Annotated in this window: 22 protein-coding genes and 2 pseudogenes; 16 read left to right on the top strand and 8 right to left on the bottom strand. The window is 35.6% G+C overall.

Features of this window, described 5'->3' with window-relative positions:
* Positions 1-23: 23 nt before the first annotated feature.
* From A3M5_RS0107665 to A3M5_RS0107645, 5 genes are all read left to right on the top strand, one after another.
* Positions 24-500, top strand: coding sequence for a GNAT family N-acetyltransferase (locus tag A3M5_RS0107665; protein WP_018393180.1), 477 nt, complete (start codon positions 24-26; stop codon positions 498-500).
* A gap of 204 nt (positions 501-704) precedes the next feature.
* A complete protein-coding gene (locus A3M5_RS0107660; protein ID WP_018393179.1) occupies positions 705-890 on the top strand; it encodes a hypothetical protein in 186 nt (61 codons plus the stop codon).
* An 81-nt stretch (positions 891-971) separates the two neighbouring features.
* Entirely contained in the window at positions 972-2,018 is a 1,047-nt protein-coding gene (locus A3M5_RS0107655) for an IS1595 family transposase (RefSeq protein WP_018393178.1), read from the top strand.
* 70 nt (positions 2,019-2,088) lie between these two features.
* Entirely contained in the window at positions 2,089-2,748 is a 660-nt protein-coding gene (locus tag A3M5_RS0107650; RefSeq protein WP_018393177.1) for a class I SAM-dependent methyltransferase, read from the top strand.
* A gap of 773 nt (positions 2,749-3,521) precedes the next feature.
* The gene (locus A3M5_RS0107645) at positions 3,522-4,280 is read left to right on the top strand and encodes a class I SAM-dependent methyltransferase (protein WP_018393176.1); all 759 of its coding nucleotides are present in this window, start codon (positions 3,522-3,524) and stop codon (positions 4,278-4,280) included.
* A 434-nt stretch (positions 4,281-4,714) separates the two neighbouring features.
* Here A3M5_RS0107645 and A3M5_RS0107640 read toward each other — a convergent pair whose 3' ends face one another.
* On the bottom strand, positions 4,715-5,788 hold the full coding sequence (locus tag A3M5_RS0107640; protein ID WP_018393175.1) for a DUF6241 domain-containing protein: 1,074 nt from the start codon (positions 5,786-5,788) through the stop codon (positions 4,715-4,717).
* Positions 5,789-6,166: 378 nt separating this feature from the next.
* Positions 6,167-7,042: a DMT family transporter gene (locus tag A3M5_RS0107635; protein WP_018393174.1), complete on the bottom strand. Its 876-nt coding sequence runs from the start codon at positions 7,040-7,042 to the stop codon at positions 6,167-6,169.
* A 395-nt stretch (positions 7,043-7,437) separates the two neighbouring features.
* Here A3M5_RS0107635 and A3M5_RS0107630 point away from each other — a divergent pair, with 395 nt between their 5' ends.
* Positions 7,438-7,653 (top strand): DUF6366 family protein, encoded by a 216-nt coding sequence (locus tag A3M5_RS0107630; RefSeq protein WP_018393173.1) that lies wholly within the window; start codon positions 7,438-7,440, stop codon positions 7,651-7,653.
* 212 nt (positions 7,654-7,865) lie between these two features.
* Here the strand turns inward: A3M5_RS0107630 and A3M5_RS0107625 are convergent, their stop codons facing one another.
* Positions 7,866-8,327 carry an immunoglobulin-like domain-containing protein gene (locus A3M5_RS0107625; RefSeq protein ID WP_018393172.1) on the bottom strand — a complete coding sequence of 154 codons (462 nt, stop codon included), beginning with the start codon at positions 8,325-8,327 and terminating at the stop codon, positions 7,866-7,868.
* A 92-nt stretch (positions 8,328-8,419) separates the two neighbouring features.
* On the opposite strand from A3M5_RS0107625, the pseudogene A3M5_RS22520 reads away from it, so the two are divergent.
* Positions 8,420-8,966: pseudogene (locus A3M5_RS22520) on the top strand (site-specific integrase).
* A gap of 289 nt (positions 8,967-9,255) precedes the next feature.
* Positions 9,256-9,570 carry a hypothetical protein gene (locus A3M5_RS0107615; RefSeq protein WP_018393171.1) on the top strand — a complete coding sequence of 105 codons (315 nt, stop codon included), beginning with the start codon at positions 9,256-9,258 and terminating at the stop codon, positions 9,568-9,570.
* Positions 9,571-9,653: 83 nt separating this feature from the next.
* On the opposite strand, the gene A3M5_RS0107610 is transcribed toward A3M5_RS0107615, so the two are convergent.
* The 3 genes from A3M5_RS0107610 to A3M5_RS25755 form a co-directional block, all read right to left on the bottom strand.
* A complete protein-coding gene (locus tag A3M5_RS0107610) occupies positions 9,654-10,031 on the bottom strand; it encodes a hypothetical protein (protein WP_018393170.1) in 378 nt (125 codons plus the stop codon).
* Between the two features lie 814 nt (positions 10,032-10,845).
* On the bottom strand, positions 10,846-11,247 hold the full coding sequence (locus tag A3M5_RS0107595) for a PBECR3 domain-containing polyvalent protein (protein ID WP_018393167.1): 402 nt from the start codon (positions 11,245-11,247) through the stop codon (positions 10,846-10,848).
* Between the two features lie 467 nt (positions 11,248-11,714).
* Positions 11,715-11,882 (bottom strand): hypothetical protein, encoded by a 168-nt coding sequence (locus A3M5_RS25755; RefSeq protein WP_018393166.1) that lies wholly within the window; start codon positions 11,880-11,882, stop codon positions 11,715-11,717.
* Positions 11,883-12,177: 295 nt separating this feature from the next.
* Here A3M5_RS25755 and A3M5_RS22515 point away from each other — a divergent pair, with 295 nt between their 5' ends.
* From A3M5_RS22515 to A3M5_RS0107575, 3 genes are all read left to right on the top strand, one after another.
* Positions 12,178-12,453 carry a ParB N-terminal domain-containing protein gene (locus A3M5_RS22515; protein ID WP_018393165.1) on the top strand — a complete coding sequence of 92 codons (276 nt, stop codon included), beginning with the start codon at positions 12,178-12,180 and terminating at the stop codon, positions 12,451-12,453.
* Between the two features lie 243 nt (positions 12,454-12,696).
* Complete coding sequence (locus tag A3M5_RS0107580; RefSeq protein WP_018393164.1) at positions 12,697-13,350, top strand: MIP/aquaporin family protein; 654 nt, start codon at positions 12,697-12,699, stop codon at positions 13,348-13,350.
* A 287-nt stretch (positions 13,351-13,637) separates the two neighbouring features.
* Positions 13,638-14,090: a hypothetical protein gene (locus tag A3M5_RS0107575; protein WP_018393163.1), complete on the top strand. Its 453-nt coding sequence runs from the start codon at positions 13,638-13,640 to the stop codon at positions 14,088-14,090.
* 100 nt (positions 14,091-14,190) lie between these two features.
* Here the strand turns inward: A3M5_RS0107575 and A3M5_RS0107570 are convergent, their stop codons facing one another.
* Positions 14,191-14,523, bottom strand: a complete 333-nt coding sequence (locus A3M5_RS0107570; RefSeq protein WP_018393162.1) for an immunoglobulin-like domain-containing protein — start codon at positions 14,521-14,523, stop codon at positions 14,191-14,193.
* Between the two features lie 743 nt (positions 14,524-15,266).
* Here A3M5_RS0107570 and A3M5_RS0107560 point away from each other — a divergent pair.
* Complete coding sequence (locus tag A3M5_RS0107560; protein ID WP_018393160.1) at positions 15,267-15,539, top strand: hypothetical protein; 273 nt, start codon at positions 15,267-15,269, stop codon at positions 15,537-15,539.
* On the opposite strand, the pseudogene A3M5_RS22510 reads toward A3M5_RS0107560, so the two are convergent.
* Positions 15,506-16,069: pseudogene (locus A3M5_RS22510) on the bottom strand (amidohydrolase family protein); the annotation flags it as partial. The gene A3M5_RS0107560 and the pseudogene A3M5_RS22510 sit on opposite strands and share 34 nt — an antisense overlap.
* A gap of 166 nt (positions 16,070-16,235) precedes the next feature.
* On the opposite strand from A3M5_RS22510, the gene A3M5_RS0107550 reads away from it, so the two are divergent.
* From A3M5_RS0107550 to A3M5_RS0107535, 4 genes are read left to right on the top strand one after another with little or no spacing between them, the layout of a single operon-like run.
* Entirely contained in the window at positions 16,236-17,285 is a 1,050-nt protein-coding gene (locus tag A3M5_RS0107550) for a FecCD family ABC transporter permease (RefSeq protein WP_193568226.1), read from the top strand.
* Positions 17,286-17,288: 3 nt separating this feature from the next.
* On the top strand, positions 17,289-18,050 hold the full coding sequence (locus tag A3M5_RS0107545) for an ABC transporter ATP-binding protein (protein WP_018393157.1): 762 nt from the start codon (positions 17,289-17,291) through the stop codon (positions 18,048-18,050).
* Positions 18,051-18,060: 10 nt separating this feature from the next.
* Positions 18,061-19,071: an ABC transporter substrate-binding protein gene (locus tag A3M5_RS0107540; protein ID WP_018393156.1), complete on the top strand. Its 1,011-nt coding sequence runs from the start codon at positions 18,061-18,063 to the stop codon at positions 19,069-19,071.
* 51 nt (positions 19,072-19,122) lie between these two features.
* Positions 19,123-19,347 carry a hypothetical protein gene (locus A3M5_RS0107535; protein WP_018393155.1) on the top strand — a complete coding sequence of 75 codons (225 nt, stop codon included), beginning with the start codon at positions 19,123-19,125 and terminating at the stop codon, positions 19,345-19,347.
* Positions 19,348-19,424 lie beyond the last annotated feature (77 nt).

Below are 19,424 nucleotides of genomic sequence, written 5' to 3'. Positions count from 1 at the left end.
GACCTAATTGAAGGAGATAATATATGATTATTCGAGAAATTAAAAAAGAAGACAATGCAAAAGTAAAAGAAATAATACAAGATTCACTACAATCACTCGGCTTAGCGATTCCTGGAACAGCTTATTTTGATCCTCAACTTAACGACCTCCACCAATATTATACTAATTTAAAACATGCGAACTATTGGGTAGTAGAAATGGAAGGAGAAGTTGTAGGGGGAATTGGTATAGCACCGTTTACCGAACATGACAAAGTTTGTGAATTGCAAAAGCTATACTTAAGTCCAAAAACACAAGGTTTAGGATTTGGAAAGAAGCTAATCGAAATAGCTTTGTCATATGCCTCTAAACATTATGCAAAGTGCTACTTAGAAACACAGCATGAATTAAAAACTGCCTGTATATTATATGAAAAGTTTGGATTCACACTTTTACATGAACCACTATTAGGCTCTGACCATTCTGCTATGGATGCGTGGTATATAAAAGATTTGAATTAACCATAAGAAAAACTTCTTTAATTGGGTGAAATTGAAAGCCCAAAGAATTCATGAATTCTTTGGGCTTTTTTCACTTCCACTAAAAGAAGATCATGTTAGGTTGAAATTTCGAAATAGAAAATATTAACTATTTTAGAGTTCGGTGTTAGAGTTAAAAGGAGTTATCTTGTTTTTGATACAAAGTAAATTAACTGAGGTGCCAAAATGATCAATTATCTGAAAGGCTCTGGAAGTGCCATTGCAGTAACGATGTTAGGTTTAGCGATAATGGCTAAGGGATTAGATTCTTTTGATGATTTTTATATTGGCCTTATATATGTTTCTGGTTTTGGATATGTATTTGGTCTTTTGGGTCTTGCCTGCTTATTTTTAATAAAAAGGCTATGTTAAACCCAAATGTTGATAATTGAATACTCCAAATAGATATAGGCATAATAAAAGATATAATGACGGTTGGGAGATGATTTACCTATGGAGTTAAAGGAAATTAAGAAGCTCGCTGACGCATTAAATGAAAGCGGTAAACAGGAACTTGTATATTTCTTGCAATCTCGAATGAAACCCCTGTCAGCTCCTATTCGTGGAATTGATGAAATCCAGGAACAAAAGCATAAAGCTGGTCTTGTCTGCCCACATTGTGATAGCCAATCGGTTGTGAGATTTGGAAAATACGTTATTAAAACACGTGCTGGAGAGGTGAAACGGCAGCGTTACCGTTGTAAAGCCTGCCGTCAAACTTTCAACGACCTCACTAACACGCCTCTTCAACGCACCAGAAGACCTCATCTTTGGGTTCGATTCATCGAATGCATGATTGAAGGCTTTTCGCTAAGGAAATGTGCCGAGCAATTGGGTGATGAGGTGACCCATGTAACCTTATTTTACTGGCGGCATAAGATTCTTTCCGCTCTGAAGCAAATTCCAACCGAATCGTTCCAAGGTATCGTCGAAATGGACGAGACCTATTTCTTGTACTCTGAGAAAGGGAAAAGAAACATCTCTGAACGCAAGTCCCGTAAACGCGGTGGCAAAGCTAAATATCGTGGCATCAGCAACGACCAAATATGCGTATTGGTCGCTCGTGACCGCCAGAAGATGACTTACTCTGGCGTTCTTGGTCGTGGGCGTATTCGGACTACGAAATTGGATGAAGCGATTGGCGGTAATTTATCTGATTCAAACGTGCTTTGTATCGATTCATGGCGAGCATTCAGTTCCTACGCCAATTCGAAAGGGTTAGACCACTACCGCTTCAAGTCCGACGGGAAACAGCGTGTGAAAGGAGTTTACCACATTCAGAACGTGAACAGCTACCATAGCCGACTGAAACGATGGATTGACCGCTTTAATGGTGTTGCAACGAAGTATCTGCAACATTATTTAGCTTGGTTCCGTTATCTTGATAGCAAGGAATATGAGAACACAACGTCGAATAAAAAAAATATGTTGGTCGCCTCGTGCCTGTTTACTGTAAACGAGACAAACAATAAGCTTCGACGAACGGCTTCTTCTTTCTGAACTAACGGACAGTTTAACGCAATGACGAGTTATTGTACGATTATACATATATCAAGGGTGGTCATTTTTGATGAGATTTATCCGCAAAAAGAAGGATGTTGGCATTTATGGCTTTACTGCCAAATGGTACGATAAAAACACTCGCAAGAGCAGACTTTCCGAAATGCATGGCTATGCGGATATTGTCTCAAATCATGTAGAAAATGGCGGTTCTGTTCTAGAAGTTGCACCTGGTCCAGGATACCTTTCTATTGAGTTATCAAAAAGAGGATATTCGGTAACAGGGGTCGAGATTAGTCAGGATTTTGTTGATATTGAAAAGAAAAATGCGATTGAATTTGGTGTAGATATTGATTTCAAACAGGGAAACGCATCCAAGCTTCCTTGCTTTGATGAAATGTTTGATTTCGTCATTTGCTCGGCTGCATTTAAGAACTTTAAGGAACCTGTAAAAGCGCTTTGCGAGATGCAGCGTGTTTTAAAACCTGGCGGCAAGGCACTAATTATAGATATGAATCGAGCATTGACCTCTGCTGATATAGAAAGGGAAATAATCAAATTGGGTATGAAAGGTTTTGACCGTTGGTTTGTAAAACTGGCATTCAAAACATTTCTTCGGCAAAGTGCATATACAATTGATGCCTTTGAAGGATTGATTGCACAGACAACGTTTAATCGTCATGAAATAAAAAAAGATGGCATCAGTTTATTTGTTTGGCTATACAAATAGAGGTCTAATATTGGTATATTCTCAGATATACGATTACGCTAACGGGACACGATAAGTTAAAACCGCCTTTTCTGAAGGGCGGTTTTCTTTTGGGGTAAAAACAACATTAAGATTTAACATAGCCAATAAAAAAGAAAAAATACAATACAACAAAAAGTTATTTGCTGTATTTATTGTTGGGTATACTGTGCGGATGGTTCATGGTCTTCGGCACTGAGAGCGAGGTCTTCTCACGTGTGTTCTTTTTAAACGTGTTAGGATCATTAACGTTTCTCGCGAGCCAAAAAATTAAGAGCAGAGTTGCTGTCTATACTCTTTCAGCTTTGCCAGTCTTATTAATTGGACTTTGTACTATATATATCAATGTTCAATACTATTGAACAAATGCAACATAAAGTGAATTATGTTGCATTGAAAAGGGGCTGTCTCGAAACCCAGTTTTTAAGGAGATTTGAGACAGCCCCTTTTGTGTTGAATTTAGGGTTTGTTATGTGCTTTTCTTAATATAGAGTTATTCTTATTAACTTAAGAGTTGCTGAACAGATTCTTCTTCAACTAACGGAGCAGGTTAGTTGAAGAAGTTATTTATGGACTTAATACACATTGAAATAACTGTATTGAGTCTAAAAAAGTATATAATGTTACAATATTGTATAGAAAGTGAGTGAATTAATATGATAGTCAGCTCTTTACCTAAATCTAACAAATTTGAGGTGCGGATGGTTTAATAATTCAATTAAAGTTCTTCCGCATATAATATCGGAGGAAATGAAATGTTTAGTTATTATGGTGCATTAAGTACGGAACTATATGATTTTACCAAGCCAGTGGGGTATTCAATTAACGGTGATATTGAATATTATCTGGAAAGATTAAAAGGGACTAGAGGGAAGATACTTGAAGCTGGTGTCGGGTCAGGACGATTCTTAATTCCTTTGCTTGAAAAGGGATTTATTGTTGATGGCATTGACTATTCACCTGAAATGTTAGATTCTTGTCGGAAAAGATGCAGAGAAAGAGGCTTAAATCCGAAGCTATATGAAGGTAACTTAAGTAGTTTTTCTTTGGAATCAAAATATGAAGCTATTGTTATACCTACAGGCTCCTTTTGTTTGATAGAGAATACAAAAGATGCTAAAGATGCTCTGAAATGCTTTTATAATCATCTTATACCAGGAGGACGCGTAATAGTTGATCTGGAGTTCCCAAATAATTGGCGTACAGGAGAAATTACTACATCAACCTTTCCTCTTTCTAACGAAGAAGGCATTTCATTAGAAAACAAATCAATTGAAATCAACTGGGTCGACCAATATACCTTATCTTATTTAAAATACGAGAAATGGAGAAAAGGTAAGCTAGTAGACACAGAATTACAGAAGTTTGCAATGAGATGGTACGGAATCGAAGAATTCAAACTTATATTAGAAAGCGTTGGTTTTTCTGATATTACTTGTTCTGCCGATTATACTTACAAAAAGCAACAATCAAAAGATAGCCAACTTATTACATTTGAAGCTGTACGAAAATAATATAATCGCACATTTATGAAACTGGATGTCTGCAAAAGAACTGAGCGTTATTTCTCGCTCAGTTCTTTTATTTATATAAAAAAGACTTTTAACTAAACCTGCTAATAGTTTGTGAAGAATTACACTTAAACTAACGAGGTGCTTTAGTTCAATAGCTAGAAAGATGTATCCATCTCATACGAGGTGGTCTTTTTTTATTCGCAAGGTGTCAAAACTTAAAAGAATTAAAACCGTTTTGCCGATTCAGTAATATCAATATATAAAATGGTTTCATATAAACGTAAATGATATTACGTCTAATTCAATTATCGAATGCAACATAAAACAAAATATGTTACATTAAAAACGCCCTGAATTTTAAAAATCCAGGGCGTTTTTACTTGCTGATAATCGCTATATCATCTTTGATAATTTTCATTTAATCTCATGGCGACTTAAGAGTCAGATCCTTCTGTATCTTCTGCTTTGATCACTTTATAACCATCATTAAGTGAATGTGCATCAATATGTACTTTCCATTCACCATCCAATAATACAAGGTCGACAGGCACTTGCTCAATTGTTCCATCCGCATACGTTAGTATGGTTTTAAAGCTATGTCTTCCCGCGGAATCAATCGTAGAGGTAGGGTCAATTTCATAGGTTATTAACTCCTCTTTATTTAAAAGCAGACTGTATTCTTTCTTTTGTCGTTCCACATCCTCATAGCGTTCGTCGATGACTAGATCTAATACGCCATCAACATTCTTTTCTTTTACTGCTTGAAGATAATTAGCGAGTGTACTGTTTACTTTTTCAGAAACTTGATGGCGAGCCTCTGCTTGCTTGGCTGCCTCTTTCATTTCTTCTTGAGTGTAAGTATAAACAAGCTCATTTTTCTCATTGTAAACCTGAGCAGAGGGACCCGTACTTGGTGTTTTTTCCTCAGTGAGAATAGGATTATTGAAAAAATGCGAGATGTATTCTTGTTCTTCAGCTTCGCTTTTCTTCGTTATCTTGTCGCCAGTGTAAACACCATTATTATAAAGACCCAAAAGGAACTCAACTTCTTTTGTTATATTGTCAAAGTTTCCTTCCAGCCACTTATTCAAGATACTTTCGTAGTCATATCCATCAGTCCTGGTGTTTCTAGAGATGTCAATAGAACCAAGACTTTGCTTTAAAAATGTTACATTCTCCTTGGTCATTTGAATACGGTTTATACTGTTCGGATCAATACCTTTAGGAGTAAATTGTTCATCGCCAATGTTAACCTTTTGCAAAGACATATGTTCCATTATCGAGCTTAAAGTATCCTCATCTTTTATATCCCCAATTTCTTTCGCAGATTTAGCAAGATCATCAGCACTAACTGTGTATTCAACTGCTTCTAGACTTGATTCTTTCGTTTCTTTTATTTCTGTCGCTGCTACTTTATCGTCATTATTTTTAAGAGCAAAGTAAGTTGCTAATGTTCCAGATGCTGCTATTGATAATCCAAGCACACCGTAAGCAATTTTCTTTTTCATAACAAGCTCCTTTAATTTATTATTATCAGTGTAATAAGGCTAATTTTGAAAACTATTCCTATTTTGTTAAATTAAGAATAACATATGTTTTACATTCATTCTATCCCACCTAATGTTTTGAGTAACTTAAGAACAACTTAAAATTACATACATGGATGTCTACTTGGCATTATCAATACTGAAAAATGAATGCAACATAATAACAATTATGTTGTATTGGGAAAACTCAGACCTTTAAAAACTGGGGCTTTTTTGTTTCGGTGTCATAACTCGTTATTTATGAAATGGTTTCTTATTCTATTAACGGAGCATTTAGCTCTTGGTTCCTGTTACACAAGCAAACCCCCTTCAGATACAGTTGAAGGGGGTTTTTAAATACTATTTTTTCTCGATGATAACGAATAAAACACCTGTGAGAATTAGGATAGAACCTATCCAAAACATTGTCCCTATGGTCTCTCCTAGAATAAGCCATCCAAGTAATGTTCCAACCACGGGCTGAAAGAAGAAAAATATCCCCCCACTTGAGGCGTTAAGCATTTGTAATCCACGATTCCAAAGTAGAAATCCACCTGCTGTTGAGACAATGCCCAAATACAAGAGCCCTCCCCAAATAGTCGGGTGAGTCAGCTCAGAGATATTAATTTCGTGTAACCGTGGCAAAACAAAAGGGGTCAACACGATTAGGGCTACCAAGATGGAATAGGTTGTCACAACAATTTGTGAATAATCGCTCGGCAAAAGCTTTACAAGTACAGACATGAGTGCCCATGTTAAAGCAGCAATAAGCAGTGCAATACCACCAAGCTTGCCGGACAAATCTACATCACCGATTCCAACAATGAGAAAAACCCCAATTGTCGCTAAACAAACAGAGAGTCCCTTTTTTAACGTCAACCGTTCTTTAAGGAGTAAGCGAGCAAAAATCACCATAAATGCTGGTGTTGAAGAAGTTATAATGGCTCCCATTTGTGCTGAAGATAGCATTGTACCAGCTTCCTGAGCAACAATTGAAATGGTGTTGCCAATGACCCCGATGGCTATAATTATTAGGAAATAACGTTTGTCGATTCGCCATTTTTGCCGTGTTATGAAGCCGATAATGAGAAGTGCGACAATAGCCACTATATATCGCATCCACACAAGTTCCAGTGGAGGTATGACCGATACTACAACTTTAACAACAACGTACATACCACCCCAAATACTGGATGCTAAAATTAAATATAAAGAACCTAATAAGGTGTTTTTCATTTTTTTGTACCCTCCGTCTTTTATTTAGGTCGAGAATGCCCCTAACGGAGAGATGTAGTCACCTTCACTCCATTAAGAGCAGAAGAGTGCTACTGGTACATCGTTTTCAAATAATGGAGTCCAATACATTTTGGTTCACCTCTAGTCTAGTATAAGTGCAATTATATATGTTCTATTGTAGCTTTTGAACAAGATTTCACATATACCTAAATGATATTACGTCTAATTCACTTATCAAATGCAACATAAATGTAATTATGTTGTATTGTATTCAAAAACCTTCGACATTTTAAAAAATCGAGGGTTTTTTTGATTAACTTAGATAGCTATTAAGACAAGGATTAATTATTAATTAACAAATTATGTTAGAGTTATAGAAAATAGGGGGTGCTAAAATGAGCGAAGATAAAGAAACTCCTGAAAGAACAAGAGAAAGACTAAGACAAGCAGAATTAAAAAGAAATCCAACTGGAAATATGAATGATGCATTTAATAAGGCTGGGACTGGAAACCTTGCTGATTTAGCAGGTAGTTTAGGTTGGAAAGGCATTGGCATTTTAATCCTTGTAATTTTAATAGGTTTTGTCTTAGCATCAATATTCTTTAAGTAAGAAGACCCCCTTAGTTGTTCCAGTTATTTCAAGACACCTTTTATATTTGAATGCAACATAAATGCAATTATGTTGCATTCGATAACCATAGAAAAAACAAGCGCCATCCCTTTCGTTTCAAGGGATGGCGCTTGATTTGGTTGGCGAGAAGGGAATCAAATACAATGTTTTGAATCATTCTGTTATATTGAATACAACATAATGTATCCATTTTACGGCTTAATGATTTCGAAAGGGGCAGCAAAACTTCCAAGAGTAGCTCGGTATTCACCAGGTGTCAGCTCATATTTTAATTCATTCGTTAAGAGACTCAGTGAAGTGGTTCCCCCAGAGCGAAGAACCAGCCCTTCTGCTGTAAACATCGTCGCCTTGTAAGGAAACTCATACCATGTGTCGTTCACCTTTTTTTGTAGAAAGATATGAACACCACTCGAAAAGTCCTTATTGCTGTCATTTTGAATCGTTAAGGTGATTTCATCCGTGGAGGTTGTATAGTGTTCCTTTTCTATTGTGACCATGATGCCTTCTGTTGCAATTGGAAGCGCTTGAACAGCTGCTTTTTCAGTGAGTTTTTTGTCTGCATCTTCCGTTGCTCGTTGCTCGTTTGACTGGCAGGCAACTAACAAAAGGGACAGTATCGTTAAGAAAGAAATGAGTATCGTGTGCTTTTTCATCAAAACCTCTCCTTTCCACGAGTATAAAGGAACGGTTTATACAATAAAATCATTTTTATATAAAATTAGGAAAACAGTAAAGGAGGGTTTTCATGGCAGCAAAACAAGGACAAAACAGTGTGGAACCGATCCGGGCCATGAAAGAATATCTGCTGCATCAGTCGTACCGGGATTACTTTCTTTTTACGTTCGGCATCAATTCGGGGCTGCGGATCAGTGATATCGTATCACTCCGGGTCATGGACGTCCGGAATACCGAACATCTGTGAATCAAAGAAAGAAAAACGGGGAAAATCCGGAAAATTCGCATGACGGGTGCATTGAAACAGGAAATTGAGAAATACACGCGCCAGATGGCTGATTCTGACCTTCTTTTTCCTTCTCGTAAAGGGAAAAGGTGCAATTGGCCGTGAAACGGCGTGGCGGATCATTAACGGGGCTGCACGGGCGTGTAGGATTGAAGGTGCGATCGGCACGCATACGATGCGGAAAACGTTTGGTTATCACTTTTATCAGCAGACAAAGGACGTGGCCATGTTGCAGCAGATCTTCGGACATTCAGCGCCATCTGTTACCCTTCGGTATATTGGCATTAATGATGACATGGTGGACCAGGTACTAGAAACTTTTTCTTTGTAAGAAGTGCCCCTACCCTCGATTGGTAAAAGGATGGTATTACGAAGGAGACAAACGGGTTTTAGAGCTAAGTATTTACGATTTTGTAGCGCCTGGCAGGAGGAAAGCTATCCTTATGAATCAAATTGCTAGTAATAACAAAAGTAAAAAAATAGCTATCTACTAGCAAGCAAATAGCGAGTATACAGGGGCTTTTATTGGGACGCAGACATCATTGATTCTTTGGATAACGTAAAACATGGATAATTAAATATTGATTCAAGGAAAATGAAAATAAGGAGTTGAGAATGAAATGAGTGACCGTAATTTTTTTAGTGAAAAAGAAATTGATGATTTATTGATAAGGGAATCCAGTGTTATAAGAAAAGCAACGAAAAAGGATAGGATTTTATTAAAAAATGAGTTGAATAAGAAACTAAAAGAATGTAAAAAAACAAGCAAATTTGACATGGTAGAAACATTTGAAAATCTGTTAGAAGGAATAGAAACAATAGACTTTTTCGTACAATCTGAAAATAAAGAATGCATTATTTACTCCTATGAGTTAGTGAAAAGTGAAGATGGTTATACATTTAATGATAGTGGATTTCTTACTGTAAAGTATTAATACGATCTTCATCAAAAAAGATATATTTTATAATAAATATAAAATATGTCTTTTGAGTTTGTTTTTTTAAAAATAGAGATTTATTATGGTCCATCCCAAGTTACAGACGCTGGTGTCGGTGTAGCTATAGCTGAACCATCCCGTACTATATATTCAGCAACGAATTTAGCTTTCTTTTTGTAATGAGCAATATTACAATCTCTTATGTTTGTGACCCCAATATTCACTGAAGTTTCGTTGAAAGGAGAATTAAGGGTTATTGTATAGCTTGTCTTATTTGGCAAAATTGCATAGCCATATAATCTTCCACCGATTTGATCAATCTTATCAATACCAACATTTACAGCTTGTAAAGTAGCTCTAAAATTTGTACTTGTATGACTTACGTTACGAAATCTTACAGAACCGGCATTAGGAAGAGAAGCTTTTGCAGCGAAGGGTTCTTTTAACTGGTTTTCCAATTCTTCTTCAGATATTACTTCTATATTTTCTAAATTTAACTCATCAAGAACTGTTTCTATATTTTCATATACTGCTTCTGGATTTTCTTCATAGTAAGTTTCTAGAGGAAGGGGATTACACCTAAATGACTAAAGTTATTACAACTGTTACTGACGCTATGAAATTGTACGGAAATGAAATAACAAAAGCGTGGGAAAATGGATCAATCGCTGACGCTGACAAAAAGAAAAAGTAAAAGCTTATCTTTAGGAAATAACAAAACAGGTCAACAAATCGAAAGGAGATTATCCAAATGACTAAAGTTATGACAACGATCACAGAAGCTATGAAAATATACGGTAAAGAATTGACGAAAGCATGGGAAAACGGCACAATCGTTGACAAAAAATAAAAAGGGCTTTAGAAAACACGAATCTTACAAAAAATAAAAGGGTAGGACGGATATAAATGATTTTAACTAACCAACATTATCAAAGTGACCCACCCACCGATTCTCAATCATAAAAAAAGAGAATCGGTTTATTTATGTCAACGTGCTCCTTTTATGAGGGTGTCCATTATAAAGAGAGCCCTAATAAGCGTTTTTTCTTCGACATACATCTTAAAAACTCTACAAAAGATACTTGCTCTTAACACCTCATTATTTTTAGTAATCCCCTTAATTTACAAAAACTCTGTATTGTTGGTTATATATCTTATAGATTAAGAAAAAATCAATCACTGGGCTGCAAAAGAGCGCAAATTGCTTCCTTATCGCCGTTATTGGAGATGTGAGAATGTCATCAAACTTAAATATTTGCCAAGTATAAAAGACTATGAAATATGTTGTGGTCTTTTATTTCTATACTCTTTAAACGATCCATTTTTTTTGTACTTTAGCACAGTATTCTCACTCATAACATACAAAGAACGGACGTAAAAAACGCCACTTTTGCTTTCACGGACGGCTACGTTAACACGTTCTTCCTTTCCTTCACCGTAAAACAGCTTAATATACTCAATAGATCCTTGGCGTGGATGTAGGGAAATATAATCGGGTGAAAAGATTATCTCTCTTAAATGATCTCCGTATTTCTCAAAATCTTCTGGGTGGACTTCCTTCATATTTGTAAGGTTGGTTTCCCCTGAAAAAATGGGCGTGTTCGGTTGTATAGGCAAATTTAATGTATCGATTACAATTTCATTAATTGAACCGATTTTTTCTTGTCGTCTCATTCTGCGGTTCCTCCTTATATCATCTTTGCCAGACGTTTACTTAAATAATTGGGTCTCCTAAAAAGGATATAAACGCTCGATCAATACGTCTTATAACAATTGGCCAATATTGTGCAGTATCATCTCGGTTACGGGCCATTCGATTAGGGTTTTACCATTACAACTCCACACGAAAGCAGTGGAATTTAAAAAAGATGACTTCGGTATTGCGCCGGAGTCATCTGATTGCAGCGTAAGCTGCAGGTCTTCTTTTATTAAACTGTCCATTAAAGGGGGTTCAGTTCAAGATGGGAAAGCTCATGGTTTCTTTAACAAAGCTTTGAAAAAGAGAATGCATGTAAGTATTCTCTTTCAGGCCTTGAATGAGTACTTAACACCGGCTTTTTTCTCCACCTTTACGTCCAGCTTCTTCACGACTCATATTATTACATTTGTGTAAGTTCAGAGGCAAACTCTGCAGATTAATGCTAATTTGAACGACCCGATCGCTGTGTAATTACAGGTGGAAAGTCGGCAGAGTAATGCTGATTTGAACGACCCGACCGCTGTGTAATTACAGGTGGAAAGTCGGCAGAGTAATGCTGATTTGAACGATGCGATTGCTGTGTAATTACATATCCATTGTTAGTAGCCATTAAAAAGTTCCTCCTCAGTAAATTTGGATTTTGCTTACGGTATTTGGTTACCTGGTTGTCTTGTTATCAAACAAATTTAGGTAATTCTCTTCCTCTTTGGTATGTCTTTATTATCGTCCCTATAGGCTCTTTTTACAAAGTCAGTGAAAACGGAAACATTCCCCATGTAAACGTAAACATGGGGAATGGAAACGAAATCATCTCTGTCTTTCATCGTTTTTCATGATTTTTCTCTTGTTTTCTTGGTTTTTCATTTTTTACAAATATTCACCTAATCCATTTCAAGCTGCTCGGATTGATTTTTATCGGGGAAGGAGAAGGAACAGAAGATTTCATTTCGCTTGAACAGATTCGTATACCTGAAGAATTTTTACATTCACGACCGAATGCTGAAAAAACGCAGCAAGTTATAGACTATGTCAAAAGGACAGGCCACTTAGATGAGCCAATCATGATTAATCGGGAGACAAAGATCCTCACAGACGGTTACAGACGCTATGTCGTGGCTAAAAAAGTGAAAATGGATGTTGTCCCTGTGGCGTATGAGAAAATAAGCGTAGAAAGCATATAGAAAAGCATGTAAAATCTCGATGCGACCGATCATCAGAAAAAGGGGGCGAGTTAACTGAAAATTAATAATTCTATAAAAAAATAGAATTGACAATTATTTTTCATTTTAATATTATTGTAATTGATAATTTCCATCAATTATAAAAAAAGGGGGTGAATATACCTGCAATAAAAAATGGGATTGTTTCATAGCATTTTAAGTTAAATTTTTTGATTATTTGAAATTGGAGGAATTATTTTTATTATGAATACCGGAATAACTCAGAAAAAATTAATCGCGGAATTTATTGGTACTTACTTTTTAGTATTCGCCGGTACTGGAGCTATTATCAGTAACACATTGACAGAAAGTTTAACACATATAGGCATTGCCCTAACATTCGGCTTAGTCGTTATAGCGTTAATTTATACGTTTGGTCACATTTCTGGCGCTCATTTTAATCCTGCTGTAACGATTGGATTTCTAGTTAGTCGAGATATTTCTATAAAAGAAGCTATTCAATATATTATTGTTCAGATCATTGCAGCTATTGCAGCAAGTTCAACTTTATTGGCGATGTTCGGTAATGTAGCTAATTTAGGAGCGAATATGCCTAGATATTCATGGCAGCAATCATTTGTATTGGAATTTATTCTTACCTTTTTATTAATGATGGTCATATTTGGATCAGCTGTTCATGGAAAAGCAGTGAAATCTTTTGCAGGTATTGCTATAGGTTCAACAATAGGTTTAGAATTAATGTTTGCTGGACCTATAAGTGGGGCATCAATGAATCCTGCTCGTGATATAGGTCCAGCGCTTATGTCTGGACAATTAGAATATTTATGGATTTATATTGTAGCAACAACATTAGGAGCTATTGTAGCTGCCATCATTTATAAATTGCTCCATGAATAGATTACTAAAGATATAAGTGAAAAAGCAGCGTTTGCTGCTTTTTTTATTGCACAAAAAAGGCTGCTCAACTTTCAGCACCCTCACATCAAATCATTTTCAACCAGATAAGCATACATGATTTTATTAACCAATTCGCTTTTGTTGCCGTTGTTTTATGATAATAAAGTTGTTTAATTACAATAAAGTCGATTAAAAAATAATAAAGTCGTTTAAAAATGCAAGTCATGCTATTCAACAATCGGGCCATATTGTTGAATAAAAACCGATATCTATCAGAGAGGTGTAACATGAAATTATTTATAGGCTTACTTTTTATTTTAACACTAACAGGATGTATTGGAGAAGATTACGATGTGGGTGTTCCAACTGCCCATTTATACATTGAGACTGTAGATATACAATTAACAGAAGCGAATATCAGTTGGGATACAGAAAGTGAGGATGTACACGAGACAATAAAGGATGTTCAAGAATTTGGATTATCTCAGGATGAAATAAAAGTTTCTGCAAACCAAGAAGTCACTTTAGATTTCAAAGAAAATGAAAAAAATGGTGGAGATATTTGGACAGATCCTGAGATAACAGCTGTTCTATTAAATGATGAGGACCAAATTGAAATTAAAATGAATGATCTTAGAGAGTTTAGATTTCCATCTGACAAAGGAAATTATGTGTTAAAAGTTGAATTTAAAAGTCTTGCAGGTAGTGCGCAATACGTAGGAAATATTTTGATTCAGTAATCTTAAACAAACGGTCGCGATTGTGGAACAACCCATCAATTTAAACGACTTTATTGTTACATCTATGAGGTGTTATTCGGCAATTGCACCAAAAATTAAACTACTTTATTTTTACACCGTCCAAATTTGCGGACGGTGTAAAAATATTTTCGGATTCAAAATTAAACAACTTTATTGTCATTACACAGTTTTTCTCTAATAAAAAGTCGGTGCCATAAAGGAATGTAACCTTCCCATCATTTTGCAAAGTAACCGCGACTTCATTATCCTTTGTGGTATATTGATCTTTTTTTAGCTTGATTGTAATTCCCTCTTTGGAAGACGGAAGGTCCCCCTGAATCTTAGCTTCGGAACGTTTTGGTTCTAGTTGACAGGCGACTAGCAAAAGGGACACTATCATTAAGAAAGAAATGAGTATCGTATGCTTTTTCATCAAAATCTCTCCTTACCATGATTAACACAATAATCATCACCGAAATGATTAAACTTTTTTATAAAAATTAATGAATTAAGCAAACGAAAATACCCCATTTTGATCAATCTTTTTTCAAAATGGAGTATTTTTATTGGTTGTTATAAACAGATTTTTTGGAGTGTTTTTAATCAAACTTTATTTTAAAGCTACACTAGGACAGTGTGGCTTTAATTTTTTCTTCACGTATTTCAATTTCTTCATCGCTCAAATTGAATTCTCTGTATAAGGCATATCTTTCTTCTTCAAAATCATCCTTCGGCAAGTCTATTGTTTCTACTTCTGGCTAATTGAACCAGGAGGGAAGGGCTTCTCGACCACTTTTAATTTCTATTATAAGGATATTTTCACCTTTTTCATATTGGTCAAAGGCTTTGTTTACAAATTAAAAAAGGGTATGAGATTAAACTGAAAAAAGAAGATCCTGTGGGGTTTCCTTTTTTAATACAAGTAGTACAATATGCAAAATTCAAAAATAATAATATATTAAACTGATAAAAAGATACCAAAATGAGCGAAGAAATGATTAATTTTTGTCCTAAATATGGAGCGAGTGTAGAAGAGGATGAACTTGAAGAATATGAGTATTTTGATTGCTATGAATGTAATGAGAGGGTAAAAAAATGAATTACATAAGGGCATCACTAGTCCCATTATGGGCTTTATACATCCAACATCGAAAAAAGGGAGGGCTTCAATTATGAATGCCGCTATTAAAAATGAAAACTTTGTCCGTAAATTTTCGGAGGAAGATGAACATAATTAATGTAGAAGTAGTAAACACAGGGGACGGTTGTCTCATAACAACAATAGAAGTATCGTCAACTGCAACAAACATCCAAGGATTAAAGATAATCGGTATTAATGAAGAGGGCATTGGAGGATACAGTAGTGCAGAAGTTACTGGAAACCTTGACGATGTCCTATTCGTAGCTGAAACCTATCCAAACATAAGAGCTTCTGGGTTAATATCATAATTTGATTTTAAGGCATTCTCGATCTTCAATTCTACACGGCCAAAACCAGTGGCTTTAACTCGAATGCCTTTATCAACCAGCTTTAATAAATGTGGTAGTCCTTCTTCAGATAACCCTAAATGGTCGATTGATATGGCTGGTAATTTTTCAATAGTTGATGCAATTTCGGGCAATTCTTTTGCATCAATATAAAGCTCGCTGTGCCATCCTGCTAAATCATAAACTCGTCTAGCAAAGTAATCGAGCTTTGATAAATCTTCTGAACCCCCACGTTTTATATTAAAACATAGTGCTTTTACCCCTTTTTCATTTAGATGTAAAATTTCTTCGTCCGTCACAGTAAAGGGTAATTGGGTTACTCCACAAAATGTTGAACTCATTTGTTTAAGTGCCTTTAATAAATATCCTTGATCAAATCCTTGAAATGACCCAGATACAATAGCCCCACCTAATACATTTAAATCAGTGATTTCAATTTGATAATCTCTTACAACATAACTGGGAGGCATATATCCCTTGTCTAGCAAAATACCAGCAACAAGATTGACAAACTTATCATAAAAAAAATTCTTGTTGTTTTTCGTCGAATTATGATTTACAATACAATAGTAATTGATAATGATAATTATTATCAATTAATTTAATTATTGTAAAAGAGGTGAAATCTTGAATAAGCAGGATATCAACGGAATAGGGATGGGTAACATTTATTATGCGATTATTTTTCTTTTAATAGGCTTAATACTATTATCGGCTGTTTATTCTGTATCAATTGGACAAGTGAATATTCCTTTCAAGCAATCTATGGACGTATTATTGCATGCATTAACAAATGGAAGATTTGGATCACTAGATAATGTCCAAAGTGAATCATACTTGAATATTATTTTGCAGGTGAGGATGCCTCGAGTTATTTTTGCATTGTTGATTGGCATAGGACTTTCGCTATGTGGGACTGTTATGCAAGCAGTTGTGCAAAATCCACTAGCTGATCCTTATATTCTTGGTATTTCATCAGGGGCTTCATTAGGTGCAACATTCGCCATTTTAGTTGGATTTGGAAGCAGTGCACTTTTGTCTCAGTTTGGTGTGGCATTTGGGGCCTTTTTGGGTGCAATGATAACATCAATGGCAGTACTTATTTTATCGAGTATCGGCGGTAAGGCAACATCTGTGAAACTCGTTTTATCAGGGGTTGTGATTGGTGCGTTGTGTAGCTCCTTCTCTAGCTTAATTATTTATTTTGCTAATAATGCAGAAGGAATTAAAACCGTTACTTTTTGGTCAATGGGAAGCCTAGCCTCATCAAGTTGGGATAAAACACCTATTATGACCATTGTTGTTCTGCTTGGAGCAACTCTGTTTCTTTTCCAACATCGCGTGTTAAACACAATGCTGCTAGGTGACGAATCTGCTATTACACTAGGCATTAATTTAAGTGCATACCGAAAATTTTATATGATCATCACTGCTCTTATTACAGGAACAATGGTGGCATATGCAGGAATGATCGGCTTTGTTGGTTTAATTATCCCACATATCACAAGAGGGATTTTTGGAGCCGATCATAAGCGATTAATGCTCGGAACACTGCTTTTAGGAGGTCTTTTCATGATATGGGCAGACATTTTGTCAAGAACATTAATACATAATGTTGAATTGCCTATTGGAATCATTACCTCTGTTATTGGATCGCCATTATTTATCTACATGATTGTGAAAAAAGGCTACAACTTCGGAGGGTAGAAAATGGAATTGATTGCGAAGGAAATGGAAATAAGGATTGGGAAAAAAGAGATTGTTAAAAATATTTCAATCCTCGTAAAAAAACAACAATTTGTAGGTCTTATCGGACCAAATGGATGTGGAAAATCAACGCTATTAAAGAGTATTTATAAAAGCTTAGTTCCTCAAAAGGGGCTGGTTTTTTTAGATGATTTGGATGTACTAAAAACTTCAGAGAAAAAGATTTCACAGCGATTAGGTGTAGTGGGGCAGTTTAATGAAATGAATTTTGATTTGACCGTACAGCAAATGGTTATGTTAGGCAGAACACCACATAAAAAAATGCTAGAGTCAGATAAACAAGAAGATTTTGTGATTGTGGAGGAAGCTTTGACACGAACAAATTTACTCGATTACAAAAATCGAGGTTTCTTATCATTGTCTGGTGGAGAAAAGCAAAGGGTTATTTTGGCGAGAACCATTGCGCAACAACCGAAATTTATGATTTTAGATGAACCAACGAACCACTTAGATATTCGCTATCAGATTGAAATTTTATCATGTGTAAAAAGTTTAAACATTGGTGTACTAGCAGCTCTCCATGATTTAGAGATGGCAGCACATTACTGCGACTATCTTTATGCAATAAAAGATGGAGAAGTCTATGCACATGGGACACCAGAAGAGGTTCTAACACCAGCTACAATTGAAGCATTATACCAAATAAAATGTCAAACATATATTAATCCTGTTACGAATGGATTAGGTTTTGCATATGGCATATAGGAGGATTACAATGAAAAAGAAATTATTACTTAGTATCGGTTTAGCGGCACTGCTAACATTAACGGCTTGTGGAGGTTCAAGTAAAAATACCTCAGAAGAGTCCGACACGAAAGAGCATTACCCGCTAACGATTCAAAATTATACGAAAGCTGAAGGCGGAACAACTTGGGAAAAGAAAGATCAAGTTTTTGATAAAGCACCTGAAAGAATAATGGCTAATACTCGTCCAGCAGCAGAATTATTATTGCATTTAGGCTTAGGCGATAAAATCGTTGGAGTAGGGGCAAACTTTGGAGCACCTGATCAATCAGTGGAGGAAGAGTATTCTAAATTAAATATATTAAGTGACGAGTATGTTGGAAAAGAAGTAACTTTAGGAACTAACCCGGATTTAGTCTTTGGACGAGGCGGTTTATTCGATAATGCAGACTGGGGTGTAGGTACAGTAGATACACTTAATGATATGGACATTAAAACGTACGTATTAGAGTCATCTGTTACAGGGGGAACGTACGATTCTATTTATAAAGATATTGAAAACATCGGTGAAATTTTTAGTGTCCAAGATAAAGCAGATAGCTTTATAAAAGAGCTAAAAGACAGAAAAGCAGCGGTTACTTCAAAATTAGAGAGCATTAAAGAGCACAAAACCTTTGCTTATTTGCATACAAACGATCCAAAAGAGCTTTATGTATATCCAGCACACGATGAAACGTTCTTCAATGATGCCTTTAATATGGTAAAGCTAGATAATTTATTTAAGGATGAGACGGGTGAAGTAAGTATTGAAACGCTTATTGAGACTGATCCAGATGTATTAATATTGCCAGACTGGGATGACACAGATTTTGAAAAATTGAAAGAAGAGATCTATGCGAATCCAAAATTATCAAGCATGAAGGCAATCAAAAATAAACAGATTTATATAGTGGATTACAATTATATGTTTGGTTATGGTTATAATACAATAGATGGGATGGAACTTTTAGCTAAAGAAATGTATCCAGATTTGTTTAAATAGGGTTCTGGTGCAAATAATTGGGGAAGGTATAAAGAGGCGAAAAGTTTCCTAGTGGAATCTGGTCTTAAACAGCAATTTCAACAAGTTCAAACTTCTTGCGGATATAGTATCCCCTTCATGACCTACTCCAGTGAACGTGAAACATTGATTCGGTCCAACATGAAAAAGGATGAAGCTGAACTAAAAAATTATTTGCGTGAAAAAAATTTCTCCACCATTGATGGCATTCTAACACCAATAGGAAAAAAATTATTAAATGACTCTAAAACCACCTAATAGAGTATCTTACATATTCCATTAAAGGGCGCTTTAATGGAGTAACAAAAAAAAGCCCAATTTCTTAAGATTAATGC

Origin of the sequence: Bacillus sp. 37MA (assembly GCF_000372765.1) — a bacterium.
Classification (GTDB): Bacteria; Bacillota; Bacilli; order Bacillales; family Domibacillaceae; genus Domibacillus; species Domibacillus aminovorans.
Note: the sequence above shows the minus strand (reverse complement) of the source record. Positions and strands in the feature narration are given on the sequence as shown.